The organism is Rahnella sp. CFA14(1/10) (assembly GCF_004195095.1).
Classification (GTDB): Bacteria; Pseudomonadota; Gammaproteobacteria; order Enterobacterales; family Enterobacteriaceae; genus Rahnella; species Rahnella perminowiae.
Genome location: NZ_SEWS01000016.1, coordinates 44,082 through 60,738, shown reverse-complemented (window position 1 = coordinate 60,738; position 16,657 = coordinate 44,082). Strand labels below are relative to the sequence as shown.

Below are 16,657 nucleotides of genomic sequence, written 5' to 3'. Positions count from 1 at the left end.
CCTGATAACTGTATAAGTATACAGTGGGATGGCGTAATTTCAAACACACAAAATCCGGGTTAATTTGGCTTAATGAATCACCAGAAATGGCATCGTAATAAATTTCCTATTTCGAAAGTCATTATTCATTATTTGGTGATTGCTAAAAATTTAATCAGTATTAATATGGCATCGTTTCAGACAGGCAGTACATAAGAAGAAAATCAGTGGCGGTCTTACAGGCAGTTCAGCTGTAGACAACATAATCAAAATTATTACCGAGCAGGACTTAGAATGATCAGAATCGCGCTGTTTCTTGCGATGCTCCTCAGTTTGCCTTTATTTACAGCAAATTACGCCGTGGCCAGCGATGCTGTCCCGGTCAACGCGACACTTAAAAAACAATTACTGGGCGCACCGGTTTATATTCAGATCTTCAAACAAGAACGTAAACTCGAATTGTATGCCCAGCTCGACGGCGAATTTCGCCTGATTGGCAGTTATGGCATCTGCGATTTTTCCGGCGGTTTGGGAAATAAACGTCGCGAAGGCGATTTTAAAAGTCCGGAAGGTTTCTACAACGTGGATATTCACCACCTGAAGCCTGACAGCCGCTTTTATCGTGCCATCAACATCGGTTTCCCGAATGCTTACGATATCTCGCAGGGTTATTCAGGTAAGTATCTGATGATTCACGGTAACTGTAAGTCTATCGGTTGCTATGCCATGACCGACGGCTATATGGACGAAATCTTTACGTACGTACAGGCGGCATTCCAGTTCGGGCAACGCAGTTTAAAGATTAGCATTTATCCGTTCAGGATGACCGATGCCAACATGAAGGCGCATAAAAACTCCAGCTACTACAGTTTCTGGAACCAGTTGCAGCCAGGATATGCGTACTTTGAAAAACACCATCAGCCACCGAATGTCGTGGTCACTGACGGTAAATATGAAGTGCTGCAACCATTGTCCAACACCCCGCTGCCTTCACAGCTGGCGTTCGCCCCGATGAAATAATGCGAATTCACCTGGAGCAATTTTGTTCCAGGTTTCGTTCGCCGTCAGCGGTTGCGTGGCAATCACAGTGACGACATCATCCGGTGTCGTCTGCTGCTGAAAATCAATTTCCACATCCTGATCCAACAACGTTGCCTTGCCAAAAGGCGCACGCCGCGTGATCCAGTGTAAATTCGTCGAGCAATACGCCATCACAAAATTGCCATCCGACAGCAACATGTTAAACACCCCTTTCTGCCTTAACTCATCAGCCAGCGACGCAATATAGCGAAACACCGGCGGCCAGCTTGCAGGGCGGCGCGGATAACGTTGAGTGAGTTTATGCAATAACCAGCAGAACGCGTATTCGCTGTCGGTCTGCCCCACCGGGCGCAGGGTACCGGTATCCAGCTGGCGATAGCCGCGAAGCTGACCGTTGTGTGCGTAAGTCCAGTTGCGTCCCCACAGCTCGCGGGTAAACGGATGGGTGTTTTCCAGTGCCACTTCGCCACGGTTTGCCTGGCGGATATGAGAAATCACCGCGCAGGATTTGATCGGGTATTCCTGAACAAGGCGGGCAATGGGCGAATTAAAGCTTGGCGTCGGATCTTTAAAAGTACGACAGCCATTGCCTTCATAAAAGGTGATGCCCCAGCCGTCTTTATGCGGGCCGGTTCCGCCACCGCGCTGCACTAATCCGCTGAAACTGAAACAAATATCAGTAGGAACGTTAGCGCTCATCCCGAGCAATTCGCACATCACCAGCCCCCTTTTTATTATTTTAATAATGCGCTGCACTATGGTGTGACAAAGCGGGATCTGGCGAAGAAGCGGAGTTTACACAGAGTAAATGAGCATTCTGAGCCAGATTTCAACGCCGTATTACCAACGTGCGGCGAATTATTTCGCCATTTCTTTTTCGATTAAGAGAATCAGGATATGGATCACTTTAATGTGAATTTCCTGCACGCGGTCAGCGAAACCAAAGTGCGGAACGCGGATTTCCACGTCGGCTGAACCGTCCATTTTCCCGCCGTCTTTACCGGTCAGGGTGATGACTTTCATGCCTTTGGCGCGCGCGGCTTCGATGGCTTTGATCACATTACCGGAATTACCGGAAGTGGAGATGCCCAGAAGCACATCGCCCTTCTGACCCACGGCTTCCAGATAACGGGAAAAGATATATTCGTAACCGAAATCGTTACCGACGCATGAGATGTGGCTGACGTCGGAAATCGCAATGGCCGGATAACCCGGACGGTTTTCGCGATAGCGGCCTGTCAGTTCTTCTGCAAAATGCATGGCATCGCAGTGTGAACCCCCGTTACCGCAGGAAATCACTTTCCCACCCGCTTTGAATGAATCCGCCAGCAGCACTGCTGCACGTTGAATAGACTCAATATTTGACGGATCGCTGATGAATTTATTCAGCGTATCAGCAGCTTCGTTCAGTTCAGTACGGATAATATCCAGATACATAGCAGCCTCTTTTATGTCCATTTACAGCCGGTTTCAGCACGGCCGATAGCAATAAAACGTTCCGCTGTGCAGTTTAACGGAAAGCCGAAACAGCGAGAAGCAGTGAAGCGGTAATGATTCCGATAGTTTCTGTTTTTGACGCTTCGTGCGACCGGTTTGTGAGCTGCGTTGTAATTAATATGTAAACACATTGATAAAGAAATGAGCATGAACTACAACCATTGTATCCCTACAACAGGTCAGACCTCCTACGACTCAGGAGCTTTACTATGATGGTTCTTAGCATTGTTGCATTTATCGTGATCCTTGGTGCGTTGTTCTATCACAAGGTCAACCTTGCCCTTAGCAGCCTGATTTTGCTGGCGTTTACAGCGGCCATGGGCGCCATTCATCTGTGGACGCTGTGGTTGTTACTGCCGCTGGCGATCATTCTTCTGCCTTTCAATATTCCTGCCCTGCGTCGCGCCTTATTCTCCGGCCCCGCGCTGCGTACCTTCCGTAAAGTGATGCCTGCTATGTCCCGTACGGAAAAAGAAGCGATTGAAGCGGGCACTACCTGGTGGGAAGGCGACCTGTTTGGTGGCAAACCGGACTGGGAGAAATTACAGAATTACCCTGAGCAGCAACTGACAGAAGAAGAACAGCGTTTTATTGACGGGCCGGTTGAAGAAGCCTGCCGCATGGCTAATGATTTTCAGATCACCCACGAACTGGCTGATTTGCCGCCGGAACTGTGGGCATATCTGAAAGAGCACCGCTTCTTCGCGATGATCATTAAGAAAGAATACGGTGGCCTGGAATTCTCAGCTTACGCACAGGCGCGTGTGCTGCAAAAGCTGGCCGGTGTGTCGGGCATTCTGGCGATCACCGTCGGTGTACCGAACTCCCTCGGGCCGGGCGAACTGCTGCAACATTACGGTACCGAAGAGCAGAAAGATCACTATCTGCCACGTCTGGCCGCCGGTCTGGAAATCCCGTGTTTCGCCCTGACCAGCCCGGAAGCGGGTTCTGATGCCGGAGCCATTCCTGATTTCGGTATCGTGTGCAAAGGCCAGTGGCAGGGCAAAGAAGTGCTCGGCATGCGCCTGACCTGGAACAAGCGTTACATCACGCTGGCACCTATCGCCACCGTACTGGGCCTGGCGTTTAAACTGAAAGATCCCGATCACCTGCTCGGCAGCGAAACTGATTTAGGCATTACCTGTGCACTGATCCCAACCGACACCGCCGGTGTGGAAATTGGTCACCGTCACTTCCCGCTGAATGTGCCCTTCCAGAACGGTCCGACACGTGGCAGCGATATCTTTGTCCCGATCGATTACATCATTGGCGGCCCGAAAATGGCCGGTCAGGGCTGGCGGATGCTGGTGGAATGTCTTTCTGTGGGCCGGGGCATCACGCTGCCCTCTAACTCGACCGGCAGCCTGAAATCTCTGGCGCTGGCGACCGGTGCTTATGCTTATATCCGCCGTCAGTTCAAACTGCCGATCGGTAAAATGGAAGGTATTGAAGAACCGCTGGCACGCATTGCCGGTAATGCTTATGTGATGGATGCCGCCGCGACGCTTATCACTAACGGTATTATGCTGGGTGAAAAACCGGCGGTGCTGTCCGCTATCGTGAAATACCACTGTACACACCGCGGCCAGCGCGCCGTGATGGATGCGATGGATATCACCGGCGGTAAAGGCATTATGCTCGGCACCAGTAACTTCGTGGCCCGCTCTTATCAGGGCGCGCCGATTGCAATTACCGTGGAAGGTGCCAACATTCTGACCCGCAGCATGATCATCTTCGGTCAGGGTGCGATCCGCTGCCATCCTTATGTGCTTCGTGAAATGGCGGCGGCGGAGAAAAATGATCTGGATGATTTCGACCGCGCGCTGTTCGGACATATCGGCCACGTGGGTAGCAACCAAATGCGCAGTTTCTGGCTTGGCCTGACTGACGGTCGTACCAGCGATACGCCGGTCAATGATAAAACTGCCCGTTATTACCAGCACATCAACCGTCTGAGCGCCAATCTGGCCCTGCTGGCTGACGTGTCGATGGGGGTGCTGGGTGGCAGCCTGAAACGTCGCGAACGTATTTCCGCCCGCCTCGGTGATATCCTCAGCCAGATGTATCTGGCCACGGCGACGCTGAAACGCTATGACGAAGAAGGCTGTAACGAAGCGGATTTACCGCTGGTGCACTGGGGCGTGCAGGATTGTCTGCACCAGGCTGAAGTGGCTATCGACGACCTGCTGCGTAACTTCCCGAACCGTTTTGTGGCCGGTGTGATGCGGGTGGTGATTTTCCCGCTGGGCCGTTCGCATTCCGCCCCGTCAGATCGTCTGGATCACGAACTGGCGCGTATTCTTCAGGTGCCTTCGGCCACGCGTAGCCGCATCGGCCGCGGTCAGTATCTGACGCCAAGCGAGCACAACCCGGTTGGCCTGCTGGAAGAAGCATTGCAGGATATTCTGGCGGCAGAGCCGGTACATAAACGTTTATGTGAGGCGATGGGTAAAAAACTGCCATTTACCCGTCTGGATATGCTGGCGCAAAAAGGTCTGGATGCCGGTCATCTGAGTGCTGATGACGCCCGTATTCTCAGCCGTGCAGAAGAAAGCCGTCTGCGTTCGATTAACGTTGATGAGTTCGAGCCGGATGCCCTGGCCGCGCAAAAACCAGCCGCGGAGAAAAACGACGAAAAAAAGGATGAGGCGAAACCCCGCCACACCGAAGCTGCCTGAGTGAACCGTTAGCCGATAAAAAAGCCTGAGTGTTACGCACTCAGGCTTTTTGTTATTTGTGAAAATACATACCTATTACCCTAACGAGTTCCTGTCCCAGGACAAAGGCTTTAGCCTTTGAACAGCGCTCAAGCTGGCCCCGAAGGGGCGAGGCTTTGACGAGTAACGCGGCAGACAAGCGAGTCCCGATGAGCTTACTCAGGTAAGTGATTCGGGCGAGCATGTGCAGCCAACGCACCTGTGACGCGAAATATAACGGGTAATTTAGAAGTAGTATTTGAAGCGCACGCGCGCACCGTAACGCTCATCACTGTCATCATCGGCACTGTCAGCTTTATCTGCTTCCAGCATTGAGACGTAGGCACCCAGGTACACGTTAAAGTTTTCCATGTTCATGACGTTCGGGATCAGATAACTGGCGTGAATGGTATGAATGTCATAGCTGCCCGGCTCATCGAACCAGTCATCGTCGTAATCGGATGCACGAACGCCATTAATGTTGAAATCTTCAATTTTGTTATGCGCATAGATATAGCCCAGTTCGAAGCGTTTCCACAACGCATTGGCGCCGACGGTAAAATCTTTCTCATCCGATGCATCCATGTAGGCAGTGCTCAGGTTAGCCACCACGCCATTTTCAGGGTCAGCTTTCTGCCCGTCCCAGGTCATGGTCATGCCGTAACCATTACGTTTGGACTGGTCAACGAAATCGCCTTTATCGTTGGTGTAACCGTAAGCATTATTCACCACATTGGTTTCCATTGCGGCTGCCACCGAGAATGCATCAGCTTTCCAGGCAATAATCGGGCGCAGATACGCAACGTTTTTATCATTTTCAAGCTCATTGCCATGGTAATTTTGCTCGGCAAACAGCGCGGAACCATCTTCCAGTAAGGTATTGAGCTCGAAATACCAGTTGCCGATGTTTTTATTCAACATGATGTTGCCGCCGCTGTCACTGCGCCCGCGCCCTTCTTTCATCATATAGACATAGCCGTAGCCGTCAGCGTACAGATCATTGGCGGTATTACCGGAGTACTCGACAAAAGTATCCTGATTAAGCGGGAACATATCATAAGCTTCGAAACGGCCGATTTTTGCCATCCAGTCTTTTTCTTCGCCGAAGAAGAAGGCGGCATCATCAAGCGTCATTGAACCGTTCAGGTCAGCCGTCGGCTGTACAGAAAATCCAGAGAATTGCCCGTTATCATTACGACGATAACCATCCAGCCCGATTAATAACCGTCCGTTAACATCCCAGCGTTCATGGGTTCCCGGTTTCCAGTTTTTATTATCCTGCGTTCTGACAGAGGTTAATTGACCGCTACGGCTTGCGCCGTCGACATTAAATTCCACATCGCCGTATAGTTTTAAATTATCAAATCCATTAAGTGTTAACAATTTGTCTTTCGATATTCCATCTTGTTTAACTTCTACCGGCGTGGCTTCTTTCACGCTGGCTATTTGCTGCTCACGTTTCACATCCTGCTTCGTCAGTTGCTGGATCTGTTTTTCCGCCGTTTCCGCGCGCGCTTCTGCCTGCTGAAGACGCTTTTCAAGCTGCGCCATACGGGCTTCCAGACTGGCTGATGAACTCGCTGCCAGTGCGGGAGCAGACACAGCCAGCCCGACTAATAAAGCCAAAGTTGTAATCTTTCTCATAATTAAGATGTCCTTTCAATACAAATTAAATTCGCCATTTTAAAATAAACGGTGTCATTTCATTTTTATTAAAATAATGCCCGGAGGTTTCATAATGAGAACAGAAGATAGTTTTCGAAGGAATAATCTGTCAAAAATAAAAGCGGGGAAACGTGAAGTAAAACTGTAATAACGAAATTACATCACTGAAAAACCAATAAACGTAAAACGGGGCGCTTTTTTCATAAAAGCACCCCGCTAATTATTATTTATAATACACACCATCAGATATATTAAGCTGGCGAATATTTTATATCTTAGCCTTTTTTAGGACGAACTTTCGCCGTCAGCCCTTTCAGGAAATAACGCATCACCTGATCGCCACACGGACGGTAATTTTTGTGGCCTTCTTTACGGAAGAACGCGCTCAGTTCGCCTTCAGACACTTTGAAATCAGCCGCGGTCAGGACAGAAATCATATCTTCGGTTTTCAGCTCAAACGCCACACGCAGCTTTTTCAGCATAATGTTGTTGGTCAGGCGTTTTTCCACTTCCGGTGCCGGGAAGCGATCGTCTTTGCCGCGTTTAAAAGTGATCAGGCCATTAAGGAAGTTTGCCATCACTTCGTCCGGCACTTCCATGTAACCTTCTTCGTCTTCTTTTTTCAGATAACGCGACATCACGTCGGGGCTGACAGGCGTACCGGTGGTTTTAAGGATCTCGATCAGCTGGCCTTCACTTAAATCCAACATGTAGCGCACGCTGCGTAAGACATGGTTATGCATCATAATTCTGTATTCCTGTTAAAAGTAAACCGAGGAAATGCCACCGGGTTTACCCCTACGCACCTCGAAGGCGGGCATTATACAAGAAACTTACAGGATTAGCTGAACTGACGGATCCGTGCAATAAGTGACTCCACATCGCCGATTTGTTGCGCAGTGAGGATCAGTTTTTGCCCGAGGCTCAGCGCATGGCGCTGGCAATCAGCGCGCATGGCATCATCTTTAATGGTATCGAGATCAGCAACATGCGCCAGGCCGACCGTACGGCGAATCAACTCCGCGCCGCAGTAACCGACCGCGTCGTGCCAGACCTCCTGCAGGAAGAGTTCTGCATAACCCGGCTCCGCCAGCGTCGGATCTTGGGATTTATCCCGCGCCAGTTGCAGAAAACGCGCTGAGAAACTCAGCCACAGTTCGCGCACATCTTGCAGGCGCTGCTCGCGGCCATCCGCCGCTTCGCGCACCCCAACCAGCCCCGGCAGACCACAATAGTTCAGTAGCAGGTTGCCGAGAGCCGAACCGGGATCAAAGCCCATCGGGCCGTAATAACCGAACTCCGCGTCGATGGCTTTCAGTTTGCCTTCGGCAACGAAAATCGAACCGCTGTGGATATCACCATGCAGCAGCGCCTGCGCCTTGCTCAGGAAACGGTGTTTCAGCGCGGCGACGGCCAGACGCAGCGGTTTATCCTGACGCAGCACCTCCACCGCCGGCTGCAATACCGGCTCAAAATTATTGCGCTCATGATCAACATACGGATCGGTGAAGAACAGATCTTCGGTGATCTGACATAATTCAGGGTTAGTAAAACGGGAGACTTCGGCTTTTTTGGCCTGCGCATTCTGGTAGAAATCGGAAGTATGGAACAGCGTCTGAGCCAGATATTCGCCCAACTGGGTTGCTGCCTGCGGGTAATGTTTTCCCAGCACCAGTTCACTGCGCCAGATATGATGATCCGACAAATCTTCCTGCACCATCACGGCCAGTTCAGCGTCGTGATGCAACACGTTAACCGTGTGCTGCGGGCAATACTGACCGTGGATGATCAGGGTTTCGGCTTCAATGCGCGCACGATCTAACGTCAGCGGCCAGGATTCCCCCACACACCGCACATAAGGGAGAGCCTGTTTCACAATCACCCGGCTTTTTCCCGCCGTATCGCGGATCTTAAACACCAGGTTCAGGTTTCCGTCACCGATTTCATCGGCCGTGACCAGAGATTGCGGATCCGCCACGCCACCAAACTGACGGGCATATTCAACGGCATCTTGGGCGGTAAAGGTGTAGTAACGTGACATCCTGACCTCTCGAATTCTTTTTTAGCCTTTAAAGCGTTTAGACGTCTATACATCCGTGAAGCATGTTGGCAGAATAAGTGAACAGATGCAACCGGGCAACAAGGATTTAACCAACAATGCAAAGCCTCACAACCACCAGTTTACGTATTCGTGAAAACCAGCTGTGGATCCTCGACCAGCAAGCTCTGCCGCAACGTTCAGACTGGCGCGAATGCCGCGACGTCAGTGAACTGGTGGATCACATCCGGACCCTGCGCGTGCGTGGTGCGCCGCTGATTGGTTTGTCCGCCAGCCTGCTGCTGGCATTGCTGGCTGAACAGGGCATGGCGCAGGATGAATTGCATCACGCGCTGGAAACCTTGCGTGCTTCGCGTCCGACGGCAGTGAATCTGATGAACAATCTTGACCGCATGAAGGCTGCATTGCAGCAGGCGGATTACGTGAAAGCGCTGACTGAAGAAGCTCTCCGTCTGGTGGATGAAGACAAAGCATTATGTGACAGCATTGCCACACACGGCTCGACGCTGGTGACGCCCGGCAGTCGCCTGCTCACCCATTGCAACACCGGCGGTCTGGCAACGGCAGGCATCGGCACAGCCATCGGGGTGATCCGCCGTGCCCATGAACAGGGCAATGTGGAACAGGTATGGGTGGATGAAACCCGTCCGCTGTTACAGGGCGGCCGCCTCACTGCCTGGGAACTTGGCGAACTTAACATTCCGTATCAGCTGATTTGTGATTCGATGGCCGCCAGCCTGATGGCACAAAAACGCGTCGATGCTATCTGGGTTGGCGCTGACCGCATTGCCGCCAATGGCGATGTCGCGAACAAAATTGGCACTTACAGCCTGGCGGTACTGGCGAAATATCACGGCATTCCGTTCTACGTTGCCGCGCCGCATACCACACATGATCCGCAGTGCCGGAACGGTGCCGCCATCCCGATCGAACAACGGACAGCGACTGAAGTCACCGGCGTTTCCGGCAGTTTCGGGGCCGTGCAATGGGCACCGTTCAACGCGCAGGTTTATAACCCGGCATTTGATGTCACACCGGCAGAATTGATCAGCGGCTGGGTGCTGGATGTGGGGGTGGTGACACCGGATCAGGTACAGGATGGTATCTTCCGTCAGGCATTAAGTTAAAACAGCCTGCCTGCAATACAGCGCCTGCGGGCGCTGTTTTTTTAAGCTACTGATAAGAAAAACTCACAAATGTAAGGAAATCGAAAACCAATATCTGTTAGGATTATTCTTAGCCAATTTAAATTTATCCCTTTTCTGCACCGGTTTTCGATGCCGTAAATAGAAAATCTGGCTATTGAGATAATTCGCGCCTTTAAGTGAAATATCAATTTCATCATATTGAGATGACATTAAGTCAAATTATTTTAATTTGGAACGGGCAGCTATTACCCGTTAATAAGACATTAAATGGACAAGGAATAGTAACATGAGGAAATCAGTTTTCGTTTTGTCGGCAATTATTGCGGCAGGCACATTATCAGGGTGCGCAACAGAATCATCACGCACGGTAGAAGTTCAGAAAGTGGCTTCTTATAACACGCAATATAATGGTCCGCGCAGCCCGATTTCTGTCGGTAAATTCGATAACCGCTCCAGTTATATGAGTGGCATTTTCTCCGATGGTGTCGATCGTCTGGGCAATCAGTCTAAAACCATTCTGGTCACTGACCTGCAACAAACGGGTCGCTTCAATGTATTAGACCGCACGAATATGGCGGAAATTAAAGAAGAAGCGGGTATCAAAGGCCAGGCACAAACTCTGAAAGGCGCGAACTATGTCATCACCGGCGATGTCACTGAGTTTGGCCGCAAAGAAGTCGGCGATAACCAGCTGTGGGGCATCCTGGGACGCGGCAAGCAACAAATCGCTTACGCTAAAGTCAGCCTGAATGTCGTTAATGTACAGACCTCAGAAGTGGTGTACTCCTCACAAGGTGCGGGCGAATATTCCCTGTCTAACCGCGAAATTATTGGTTTCGGCGGCACCGCCAGTTATGACTCAACCTTAAACGGTAAAGTGCTGGATTTAGCTATCCGCGAAGCGGTGAATAATCTGGTCAATGGAATCGAAAGCGGCGCATGGCGTCCGGCTAATTAATAATACGGATATTATAAAATGACAATATGTAAAAACCAAAGCGCCGTGATAAAGGGTGGCCTTATTACCTTGACGTTATTATTAGCGGGCTGTGCAAAGCAGGCGGATAAGTCACTTTATAATTGGGACAAATACCAGTCTACGGTATACCAGTATTATCAGGGTGACAAAGTGGGTCCTGAAGAACAAATCGCGTCATTAAAAGAATCGATTGAAAAATCCCGCGCCACCAATAAAGCCGTACCACCTGGCCTGCACGCGCAACTGGGATTGCTTTATGCCAATACGGGCCACACCGACCTGGCATTTCAGGAATTCAATACTGAGAAAAGTTTATTTCCGGAGTCAGCAACCTATATGGATTTCCTGCTGAAAAATAAAGGGAGTGTTAAATGAAACGTTTATTCCTGCTGACCGGCGTAGTGCTGACGTTACTGCTGACGGGTTGTGCGAAAAAAGCGTCCTACGATTACACCGCGTTTAAAGAGAGCAAACCGAGATCGATTCTGGTGCTCCCGCCGGTGAACCATTCTCCGGATGTGAATGCCAGTCACAGCATGCTTTCTACCGTCACCGCACCGCTGGCTGAAGACGGCTTCTATGTCTTCCCGGTGGCAGTCGTTGAGGAAACTTTCAAGCAGAACGGCATAACCGGTGCGGAAGATATTCGTGCCGTCAGCGCCGCCAAACTGCGTGAAATTTTCGGTGCGGATGCCGCGCTTTACATTGATATAACCCGCTACGGCAGCACTTACATGGTGGTTTCCAGCGAAACCCGTGTGACCGCTAATGCCAAACTGGTGGATTTACGCAATGGCAAAGTGTTGTGGACCGGTAACGCCACCGCTTCTGACAGCGAAAATGACAACAACAATAACGGTGGGATCATCGGCATGTTGGTTCAGGCTGCCGTGAAGCAAATCTCCAGCACGATTTCCGACAAAGGTCATGATATCGCCGGGCTCACCAGCGACCGTCTGCTGAGTGCATCTCAGACCGACGGCCTGCTGTATGGCCCGCGCTCACCGAATTACGCTAAGCAGGCAATGCGATAAAGGCCTAAAGAAAGCCGCCCCTTACGAGACGGCTTTCTGGCTTACTTGCCCGATGCGTCAATTGTCACAGAGAGAGAATTATTGGAGATACTCCAACTTCCTTTGCCCTGAAACATTGCCGCTCCGGTGACAACGATAAAGATACAGATGTACCGTTTCATTGTGCGGTCCTTGCAAAGACCGCTTCACGTCAACACCACCGGTGATATCTCCGTGAAAACAAGCGCTGGGTTGCGCCTGCGTTGACGGTCATTGGACATCCTTTTCTGAAACCGGTGCCCGTTTGCTAAGACGGCGTAAAGGGCCGCCATAATCATACACTTGTTGTCGACCAACTTGACAAAATTGTTCAGAAAGCAGACTATGTTGTGGCTGGGTTGCGCTTGCGTTACATCAGTAACGAAGCCCGCTGGAAAGGCCGCTAACCTGACCAGCACAAAAAAACCACCTTCTGGTGGTTTTTTTGTTTCTGCAGTACGCAAATCTTATTCACCCATTCTCGGGTACGAATCGGCAATCTTATCGCCGGTAAAATGCGCCACCCACCCTTCGGGATTATCGAAAACGCGGATTGCCGTGAACGACGGAGAGCCGCCCATATCAAACCAGTGGCGGGTGTTGGCCGGTACGGAAATCAGATCGTTTTTCTCGCACAGGATCTGGAAAATCTTGCCGTTCAGGTGCAGACAAAACAGCCCTGCGCCTTCGACGAAGAAACGCACTTCGTCTTCACCGTGCGTATGTTCGGAAAGGAATTTAGTGCGCAGCACCTCGCGTTGCTCGTTGTCCGGACGCATGCTGATCACGTCCCAGCTCTGATACCCCTTCTCTTCGACCAGTTTGTCGATTTCATGCTGATAAGCGGCAATCACGTCCTGCGGCTGCGGGTTTGCGCCTAAATCGCGGTCAGCCTGCCAGCGTTCGAAACGTACATCAATTTTGCTCAGTTCGGCGGCGATCGCGTCTCCGTCTCGGCTTTCCCACAACGGTGCGGAAGGATCCTGGTCACTAAAAATCGTTAATGCACTCATGGTCAACCCTCTTATAAGAATGTTTCTAAGGCTATCTGATCAAAACGATTAACCTGCAGATGATCGCTGAGTTCATCAGCGTCATCGCGGATCAGCTGACAGGTATTCCAGCCCGCTAAACGCGCGGCGTCCAGCTCCTGACGAATGTCCGATAAAAACAGTAAATCCTGCGGCGGCAATATCAGTTGTTCAGCGATGTTCTGATACGATTCCGTTTCACGCTTGGCACCGACGCGGGTATCGAAATATCTGCTGAACAGCGGCGTTAAATCACCGGCATCACTGTAGCCAAACAATAACTTTTGCGCGTCTACCGAACCTGAGGAATACACGCAAAGTTGCAGCCCCTCCGCTTTCCACGCTTCCAGCTGCGGCGCGACATCGGCATACAGATGTCCGCGAAAATCACCGTTTTCATAGCCGGTACGCCAGATGATGCCCTGCAATACTTTCAGCGACGTCGATTTCACGTCGTTATCCATATACGTAAAGAGCTGTTCGATCAGCGCCTCGACGCTGGCCTGTGGCCGGTCGATTTCAGCGCGTAAAGCGTCCAGGGCAGCGGCGACGTCCGGCTGTTCGTGCTCATGGCGCAGGAAGTCGGCGAGACGCTGCCGGGCATAGGGGAATAACACCTGGTGTACAAAACGGATATCCGTGGTGGTGCCTTCAATATCAGTGACAATAGCGCGGATCATTTAGCCTCCAGCAGGCGACGTTGCAGTTCACACTGGAATAAAAACTCCAGCCCCTCCAGATGGCGGCGCGCTTCGGCCACATCCCGCCCCCAGCACGTCAGCCCATGGCCACGCAGCAAAAAACCATACTGCAACGGTGTGTGCTCCGCTGACGTCATGATCTTCTGCGCCAGCGCAGCAATATCCTGGCTGTTGTCGAAAATCGGGATCACCACCTGATCAAGGTGCGAGGTCTGGCCGCTGAGCGATTTCTGCATCTCATAACCTTCCAGCACCAGCGCACCACTGCGTTCTGCCCGGGATAACACCGTCGAATTGACCGAATGGGTATGCAGCACCGCACCTGTTTCAGGATAGCGGGAATACAGCATGGTGTGCAGCCCGGTTTCCGCTGAAGGACGACGTCCGCCGGGTGCCAGGCCACTGTCGAGTTCCACCCGCAGGAAATCTTCTGCGGTCAGTGATCCCTTGTCTTTTCCCGATTCAGTGATCAGGCAATGGGCATCGCCTTCGCGCACGGACATATTGCCGCCCGTCGCCGGGCTCCAGCCCTTCTGTCCAATCCAGTGACAGGCCGCCAGCAGCGCGCCCAATTGCAAATTCTCTGTCATCGTATTCCTGAAAAGCTGTGGGTTGAGGGACGAAGTTCGGGATGAAACTGACGATATATTCAATGTTATGCGGCTTAGACCGAATTGGCATTTAGCCATCTAAGCGTCTCGATTGCCAAATATTAACATCGTGTTATATTGTGAGCAACATCGCTATTTGCACACCTGACGCCTGTCAGGTCAACGGTCCAGGAGTACTGACCCGCCATGAGCACAGCAGCACTGATCCCCGAAAGTAAACTTCCTGCTTTAGGCACTACCATTTTTACCCAAATGAGTGCACTGGCGCAGAAACACAATGCCATTAACCTGTCGCAGGGTTTCCCTGATTTCGACGGCCCCGAATACCTGAAAAACCGTCTGGCTTATCACGTCAGCCAGGGCGCGAACCAGTACGCCCCGATGACCGGCACGGCACAGCTGCGTGAGGCAATTGCCACCAAAACCGAACAGATTTACGGCTATGCACCGGATGCCACCACCGACATCACCATCACGGCGGGTGCGACAGAATCGCTGTATATCGCCATCACCGCGCTGGTATCGGAAGGTGACGAAGTGATTGCTTTCGATCCGAGCTATGACTGCTATGCTCCGGCGGTAGAACTGGCGGGCGGCGTAATGAAACGTATTCAGTTGCAGCCACCGGAATTCAAAGTTAACTGGGCGGAATTCGCGGATCACATCACTGATCGCACAAAGCTTGTGATCATCAACACGCCGCATAATCCGTCGGCCACCGTCTGGAGCCACAGCGACATTGAGCAGCTCTGGCAGAGCATTGCGGATAAGCACATTTTCGTGCTGAGCGATGAAGTGTATGAGCACATCTGTTTTGCGCCGGAAGGTCACGCCAGTGTGCTGCGTCATCCGGAACTGCGTCAGCGCGCCATTGCCGTGTCGTCGTTCGGTAAGACGTATCACATGACCGGCTGGCGTGTGGGCTATTGCGTGGCACCGGCGATAATCAGCGCTGAACTGCGCAAGGTTCACCAGTACCTCACCTTCTCCATCACCACGCCGGTTCAGCTGGCGCTGGCGGATATGCTGCGTGAAGCGCCGGAACACTGGCAGGAATTACCGGCCTTTTATCAGGCTAAACGTGACCGTCTCGCGCAGGGGCTGGCTAACAGCCGTCTGAAGGTCTTGCCGGGTCAGGGCACCTATTTCCTGCTGGCCGATTACAGTGACGTTTCCGATTTAGATGATGTTGCATTCTGCCACTGGCTGACTGAACATGCCGGTGTGGCGGCCATTCCGATGTCGGTTTTCTGCGCCGCGCCTTTCCCACATAAACTGATCCGGCTGTGCTTCGCCAAACAGGAAGCTACACTGGACGCGGCTTCGGAGCGCCTGTGTCAACTTTAAAACTGTCCGTATTGCAACAGCCATTGGTGTGGCTGGACGGCGAGGCTAACCTCGCACACTTCGACGGCCTGCTCGGTGCACTGACCGCACGCGACCTGATTGTCTTGCCGGAAATGTTCACCACCGGTTTCGCCATGCAGGCACCGGGCAGCGCATTGCCTGAATCGCGTGTCGTGCAATGGCTGCAACAGTGGGCGAAACAGCTCGGTGCAATGATCGGAGGCAGCGTGGCATTGAGCACCACGGAAGGCGCAGTGAATCGTTTTCTGCTGGTCGAACCGCAGGGTAAAGTGCATTTTTACGATAAACGCCACCTGTTCCGTATGGCGGGTGAACACAATTATTATGTGCCGGGAAAACGTCGTGAAATCGTGGAATGGCGCGGCTGGCGTATTCTGCCGCAAGTCTGCTATGACCTGCGTTTCCCGGTGTATTCACGCAACCGGCAGGATTACGATCTGGCACTTTACGTCGCCAACTGGCCGGCACCGCGCAGCCGCCACTGGCAGACATTGCTTGCCGCCCGTGCGATTGAAAATCAGGCTTATGTTGCCGGTTGCAACCGTGTCGGCCACGATGACAACGGCCATTACTACAGCGGTGACAGCCTGATTTTTAATCCGCAGGGTGAAGAACTGGCGCGTGCTGAGCCGGGCTCAGCGATGATTATCGATGCCGAGTTGTCGCTTGAAGCGCTACAGGATTACCGCGAAACCTTCCCGGCCTGGCGTGATGCCGATACTTTTTTGCTTCATGATTAAGAAGGTTTAGCGCTTAAACAGCCTTCACAAAAAAATGCCCCGGACGTCTCTGCCGGGGCATTTTTACTTTATACCGTTCTGTTGGGTGGC

Annotated in this window: 16 protein-coding genes; 8 read left to right on the top strand and 8 right to left on the bottom strand. The window is 51.8% G+C overall.

What is annotated here, in order from left to right:
• Positions 1-273: 273 nt before the first annotated feature.
• Positions 274-999: a peptidoglycan meso-diaminopimelic acid protein amidase gene (dpaA, locus tag EVX52_RS23990; protein ID WP_129955061.1), complete on the top strand. Its 726-nt coding sequence runs from the start codon at positions 274-276 to the stop codon at positions 997-999.
• On the opposite strand, the gene EVX52_RS23985 is transcribed toward dpaA, so the two are convergent.
• Together EVX52_RS23985 and lpcA are read right to left on the bottom strand one after the other, a co-directional pair.
• Positions 970-1,737 (bottom strand): class II glutamine amidotransferase, encoded by a 768-nt coding sequence (locus tag EVX52_RS23985; protein WP_015696178.1) that lies wholly within the window; start codon positions 1,735-1,737, stop codon positions 970-972. The two genes, dpaA and EVX52_RS23985, sit on opposite strands and share 30 nt — an antisense overlap.
• Before the next feature lie 141 nt (positions 1,738-1,878).
• On the bottom strand, positions 1,879-2,457 hold the full coding sequence (lpcA, locus tag EVX52_RS23980; protein WP_129955060.1) for a D-sedoheptulose 7-phosphate isomerase: 579 nt from the start codon (positions 2,455-2,457) through the stop codon (positions 1,879-1,881).
• A 269-nt stretch (positions 2,458-2,726) separates the two neighbouring features.
• On the opposite strand from lpcA, the gene fadE reads away from it, so the two are divergent.
• On the top strand, positions 2,727-5,195 hold the full coding sequence (gene fadE, locus EVX52_RS23975) for an acyl-CoA dehydrogenase FadE (protein ID WP_129992266.1): 2,469 nt from the start codon (positions 2,727-2,729) through the stop codon (positions 5,193-5,195).
• A 264-nt stretch (positions 5,196-5,459) separates the two neighbouring features.
• Here the strand turns inward: fadE and EVX52_RS23970 are convergent, their stop codons facing one another.
• The 3 genes from EVX52_RS23970 to mtnK form a co-directional block, all read right to left on the bottom strand.
• The gene (locus EVX52_RS23970) at positions 5,460-6,857 is read right to left on the bottom strand and encodes a carbohydrate porin (RefSeq protein WP_129992265.1); all 1,398 of its coding nucleotides are present in this window, start codon (positions 6,855-6,857) and stop codon (positions 5,460-5,462) included.
• 296 nt (positions 6,858-7,153) lie between these two features.
• Positions 7,154-7,624: a DUF1456 family protein gene (locus EVX52_RS23965; protein ID WP_015696175.1), complete on the bottom strand. Its 471-nt coding sequence runs from the start codon at positions 7,622-7,624 to the stop codon at positions 7,154-7,156.
• 95 nt (positions 7,625-7,719) lie between these two features.
• Entirely contained in the window at positions 7,720-8,919 is a 1,200-nt protein-coding gene (gene mtnK, locus EVX52_RS23960; RefSeq protein ID WP_129992264.1) for an S-methyl-5-thioribose kinase, read from the bottom strand.
• A gap of 116 nt (positions 8,920-9,035) precedes the next feature.
• On the opposite strand from mtnK, the gene mtnA reads away from it, so the two are divergent.
• The 4 genes from mtnA to EVX52_RS23940 all read left to right on the top strand — a co-directional run bounded on the left by mtnA (position 9,036) and on the right by EVX52_RS23940 (position 12,098).
• Complete coding sequence (gene mtnA, locus EVX52_RS23955; RefSeq protein WP_129992263.1) at positions 9,036-10,064, top strand: S-methyl-5-thioribose-1-phosphate isomerase; 1,029 nt, start codon at positions 9,036-9,038, stop codon at positions 10,062-10,064.
• 307 nt (positions 10,065-10,371) lie between these two features.
• Positions 10,372-11,043 (top strand): CsgG/HfaB family protein, encoded by a 672-nt coding sequence (locus EVX52_RS23950; protein WP_015696171.1) that lies wholly within the window; start codon positions 10,372-10,374, stop codon positions 11,041-11,043.
• A gap of 18 nt (positions 11,044-11,061) precedes the next feature.
• The gene (locus tag EVX52_RS23945) at positions 11,062-11,439 is read left to right on the top strand and encodes a DUF4810 domain-containing protein (RefSeq protein ID WP_129992262.1); all 378 of its coding nucleotides are present in this window, start codon (positions 11,062-11,064) and stop codon (positions 11,437-11,439) included.
• Positions 11,436-12,098 (top strand): DUF799 domain-containing protein, encoded by a 663-nt coding sequence (locus EVX52_RS23940; protein WP_129955054.1) that lies wholly within the window; start codon positions 11,436-11,438, stop codon positions 12,096-12,098. The genes EVX52_RS23945 and EVX52_RS23940 overlap by 4 nt, the downstream gene beginning before the upstream one ends.
• 485 nt (positions 12,099-12,583) lie before the next feature.
• Here EVX52_RS23940 and EVX52_RS23935 read toward each other — a convergent pair whose 3' ends face one another.
• From EVX52_RS23935 to EVX52_RS23925, 3 genes are read right to left on the bottom strand one after another with little or no spacing between them, the layout of a single operon-like run.
• Positions 12,584-13,129 carry an acireductone dioxygenase gene (locus EVX52_RS23935; protein WP_129992261.1) on the bottom strand — a complete coding sequence of 182 codons (546 nt, stop codon included), beginning with the start codon at positions 13,127-13,129 and terminating at the stop codon, positions 12,584-12,586.
• Positions 13,130-13,140: 11 nt separating this feature from the next.
• Positions 13,141-13,827, bottom strand: a complete 687-nt coding sequence (gene mtnC, locus EVX52_RS23930) for an acireductone synthase (RefSeq protein WP_129955052.1) — start codon at positions 13,825-13,827, stop codon at positions 13,141-13,143.
• The gene (locus EVX52_RS23925) at positions 13,824-14,438 is read right to left on the bottom strand and encodes a methylthioribulose 1-phosphate dehydratase (protein ID WP_129992260.1); all 615 of its coding nucleotides are present in this window, start codon (positions 14,436-14,438) and stop codon (positions 13,824-13,826) included. The genes mtnC and EVX52_RS23925 overlap by 4 nt, the downstream gene beginning before the upstream one ends.
• A 207-nt stretch (positions 14,439-14,645) precedes the next feature.
• On the opposite strand from EVX52_RS23925, the gene EVX52_RS23920 reads away from it, so the two are divergent.
• Both EVX52_RS23920 and EVX52_RS23915 read left to right on the top strand, forming a co-directional pair.
• A complete protein-coding gene (locus EVX52_RS23920) occupies positions 14,646-15,806 on the top strand; it encodes a pyridoxal phosphate-dependent aminotransferase (RefSeq protein ID WP_129955050.1) in 1,161 nt (386 codons plus the stop codon).
• Positions 15,794-16,567: an amidohydrolase gene (locus tag EVX52_RS23915; protein WP_129955049.1), complete on the top strand. Its 774-nt coding sequence runs from the start codon at positions 15,794-15,796 to the stop codon at positions 16,565-16,567. Before EVX52_RS23920 ends, EVX52_RS23915 begins: the two co-directional genes overlap by 13 nt.
• The last annotated feature ends 90 nt before the right edge of the window (positions 16,568-16,657 follow it).

Bases quoted from the DNA above. Each gene is read 5' to 3' on its own strand.
- dpaA (WP_129955061.1), top strand. From the start codon at position 274: ATGATCAGAATCGCGCTGTTTCTTGCGATGCTCCTCAGTTTGCCTTTA.
- EVX52_RS23985 (WP_015696178.1), bottom strand. From the start codon at position 1,737: ATGTGCGAATTGCTCGGGATGAGCGCTAACGTTCCTACTGATATTTGT.
- lpcA (WP_129955060.1), bottom strand. From the start codon at position 2,457: ATGTATCTGGATATTATCCGTACTGAACTGAACGAAGCTGCTGATACG.
- fadE (WP_129992266.1), top strand. From the start codon at position 2,727: ATGATGGTTCTTAGCATTGTTGCATTTATCGTGATCCTTGGTGCGTTG.
- EVX52_RS23970 (WP_129992265.1), bottom strand. From the start codon at position 6,857: ATGAGAAAGATTACAACTTTGGCTTTATTAGTCGGGCTGGCTGTGTCT.
- EVX52_RS23965 (WP_015696175.1), bottom strand. From the start codon at position 7,624: ATGATGCATAACCATGTCTTACGCAGCGTGCGCTACATGTTGGATTTA.
- mtnK (WP_129992264.1), bottom strand. From the start codon at position 8,919: ATGTCACGTTACTACACCTTTACCGCCCAAGATGCCGTTGAATATGCC.
- mtnA (WP_129992263.1), top strand. From the start codon at position 9,036: ATGCAAAGCCTCACAACCACCAGTTTACGTATTCGTGAAAACCAGCTG.
- EVX52_RS23950 (WP_015696171.1), top strand. From the start codon at position 10,372: ATGAGGAAATCAGTTTTCGTTTTGTCGGCAATTATTGCGGCAGGCACA.
- EVX52_RS23945 (WP_129992262.1), top strand. From the start codon at position 11,062: ATGACAATATGTAAAAACCAAAGCGCCGTGATAAAGGGTGGCCTTATT.
- EVX52_RS23940 (WP_129955054.1), top strand. From the start codon at position 11,436: ATGAAACGTTTATTCCTGCTGACCGGCGTAGTGCTGACGTTACTGCTG.
- EVX52_RS23935 (WP_129992261.1), bottom strand. From the start codon at position 13,129: ATGAGTGCATTAACGATTTTTAGTGACCAGGATCCTTCCGCACCGTTG.
- mtnC (WP_129955052.1), bottom strand. From the start codon at position 13,827: ATGATCCGCGCTATTGTCACTGATATTGAAGGCACCACCACGGATATC.
- EVX52_RS23925 (WP_129992260.1), bottom strand. From the start codon at position 14,438: ATGACAGAGAATTTGCAATTGGGCGCGCTGCTGGCGGCCTGTCACTGG.
- EVX52_RS23920 (WP_129955050.1), top strand. From the start codon at position 14,646: ATGAGCACAGCAGCACTGATCCCCGAAAGTAAACTTCCTGCTTTAGGC.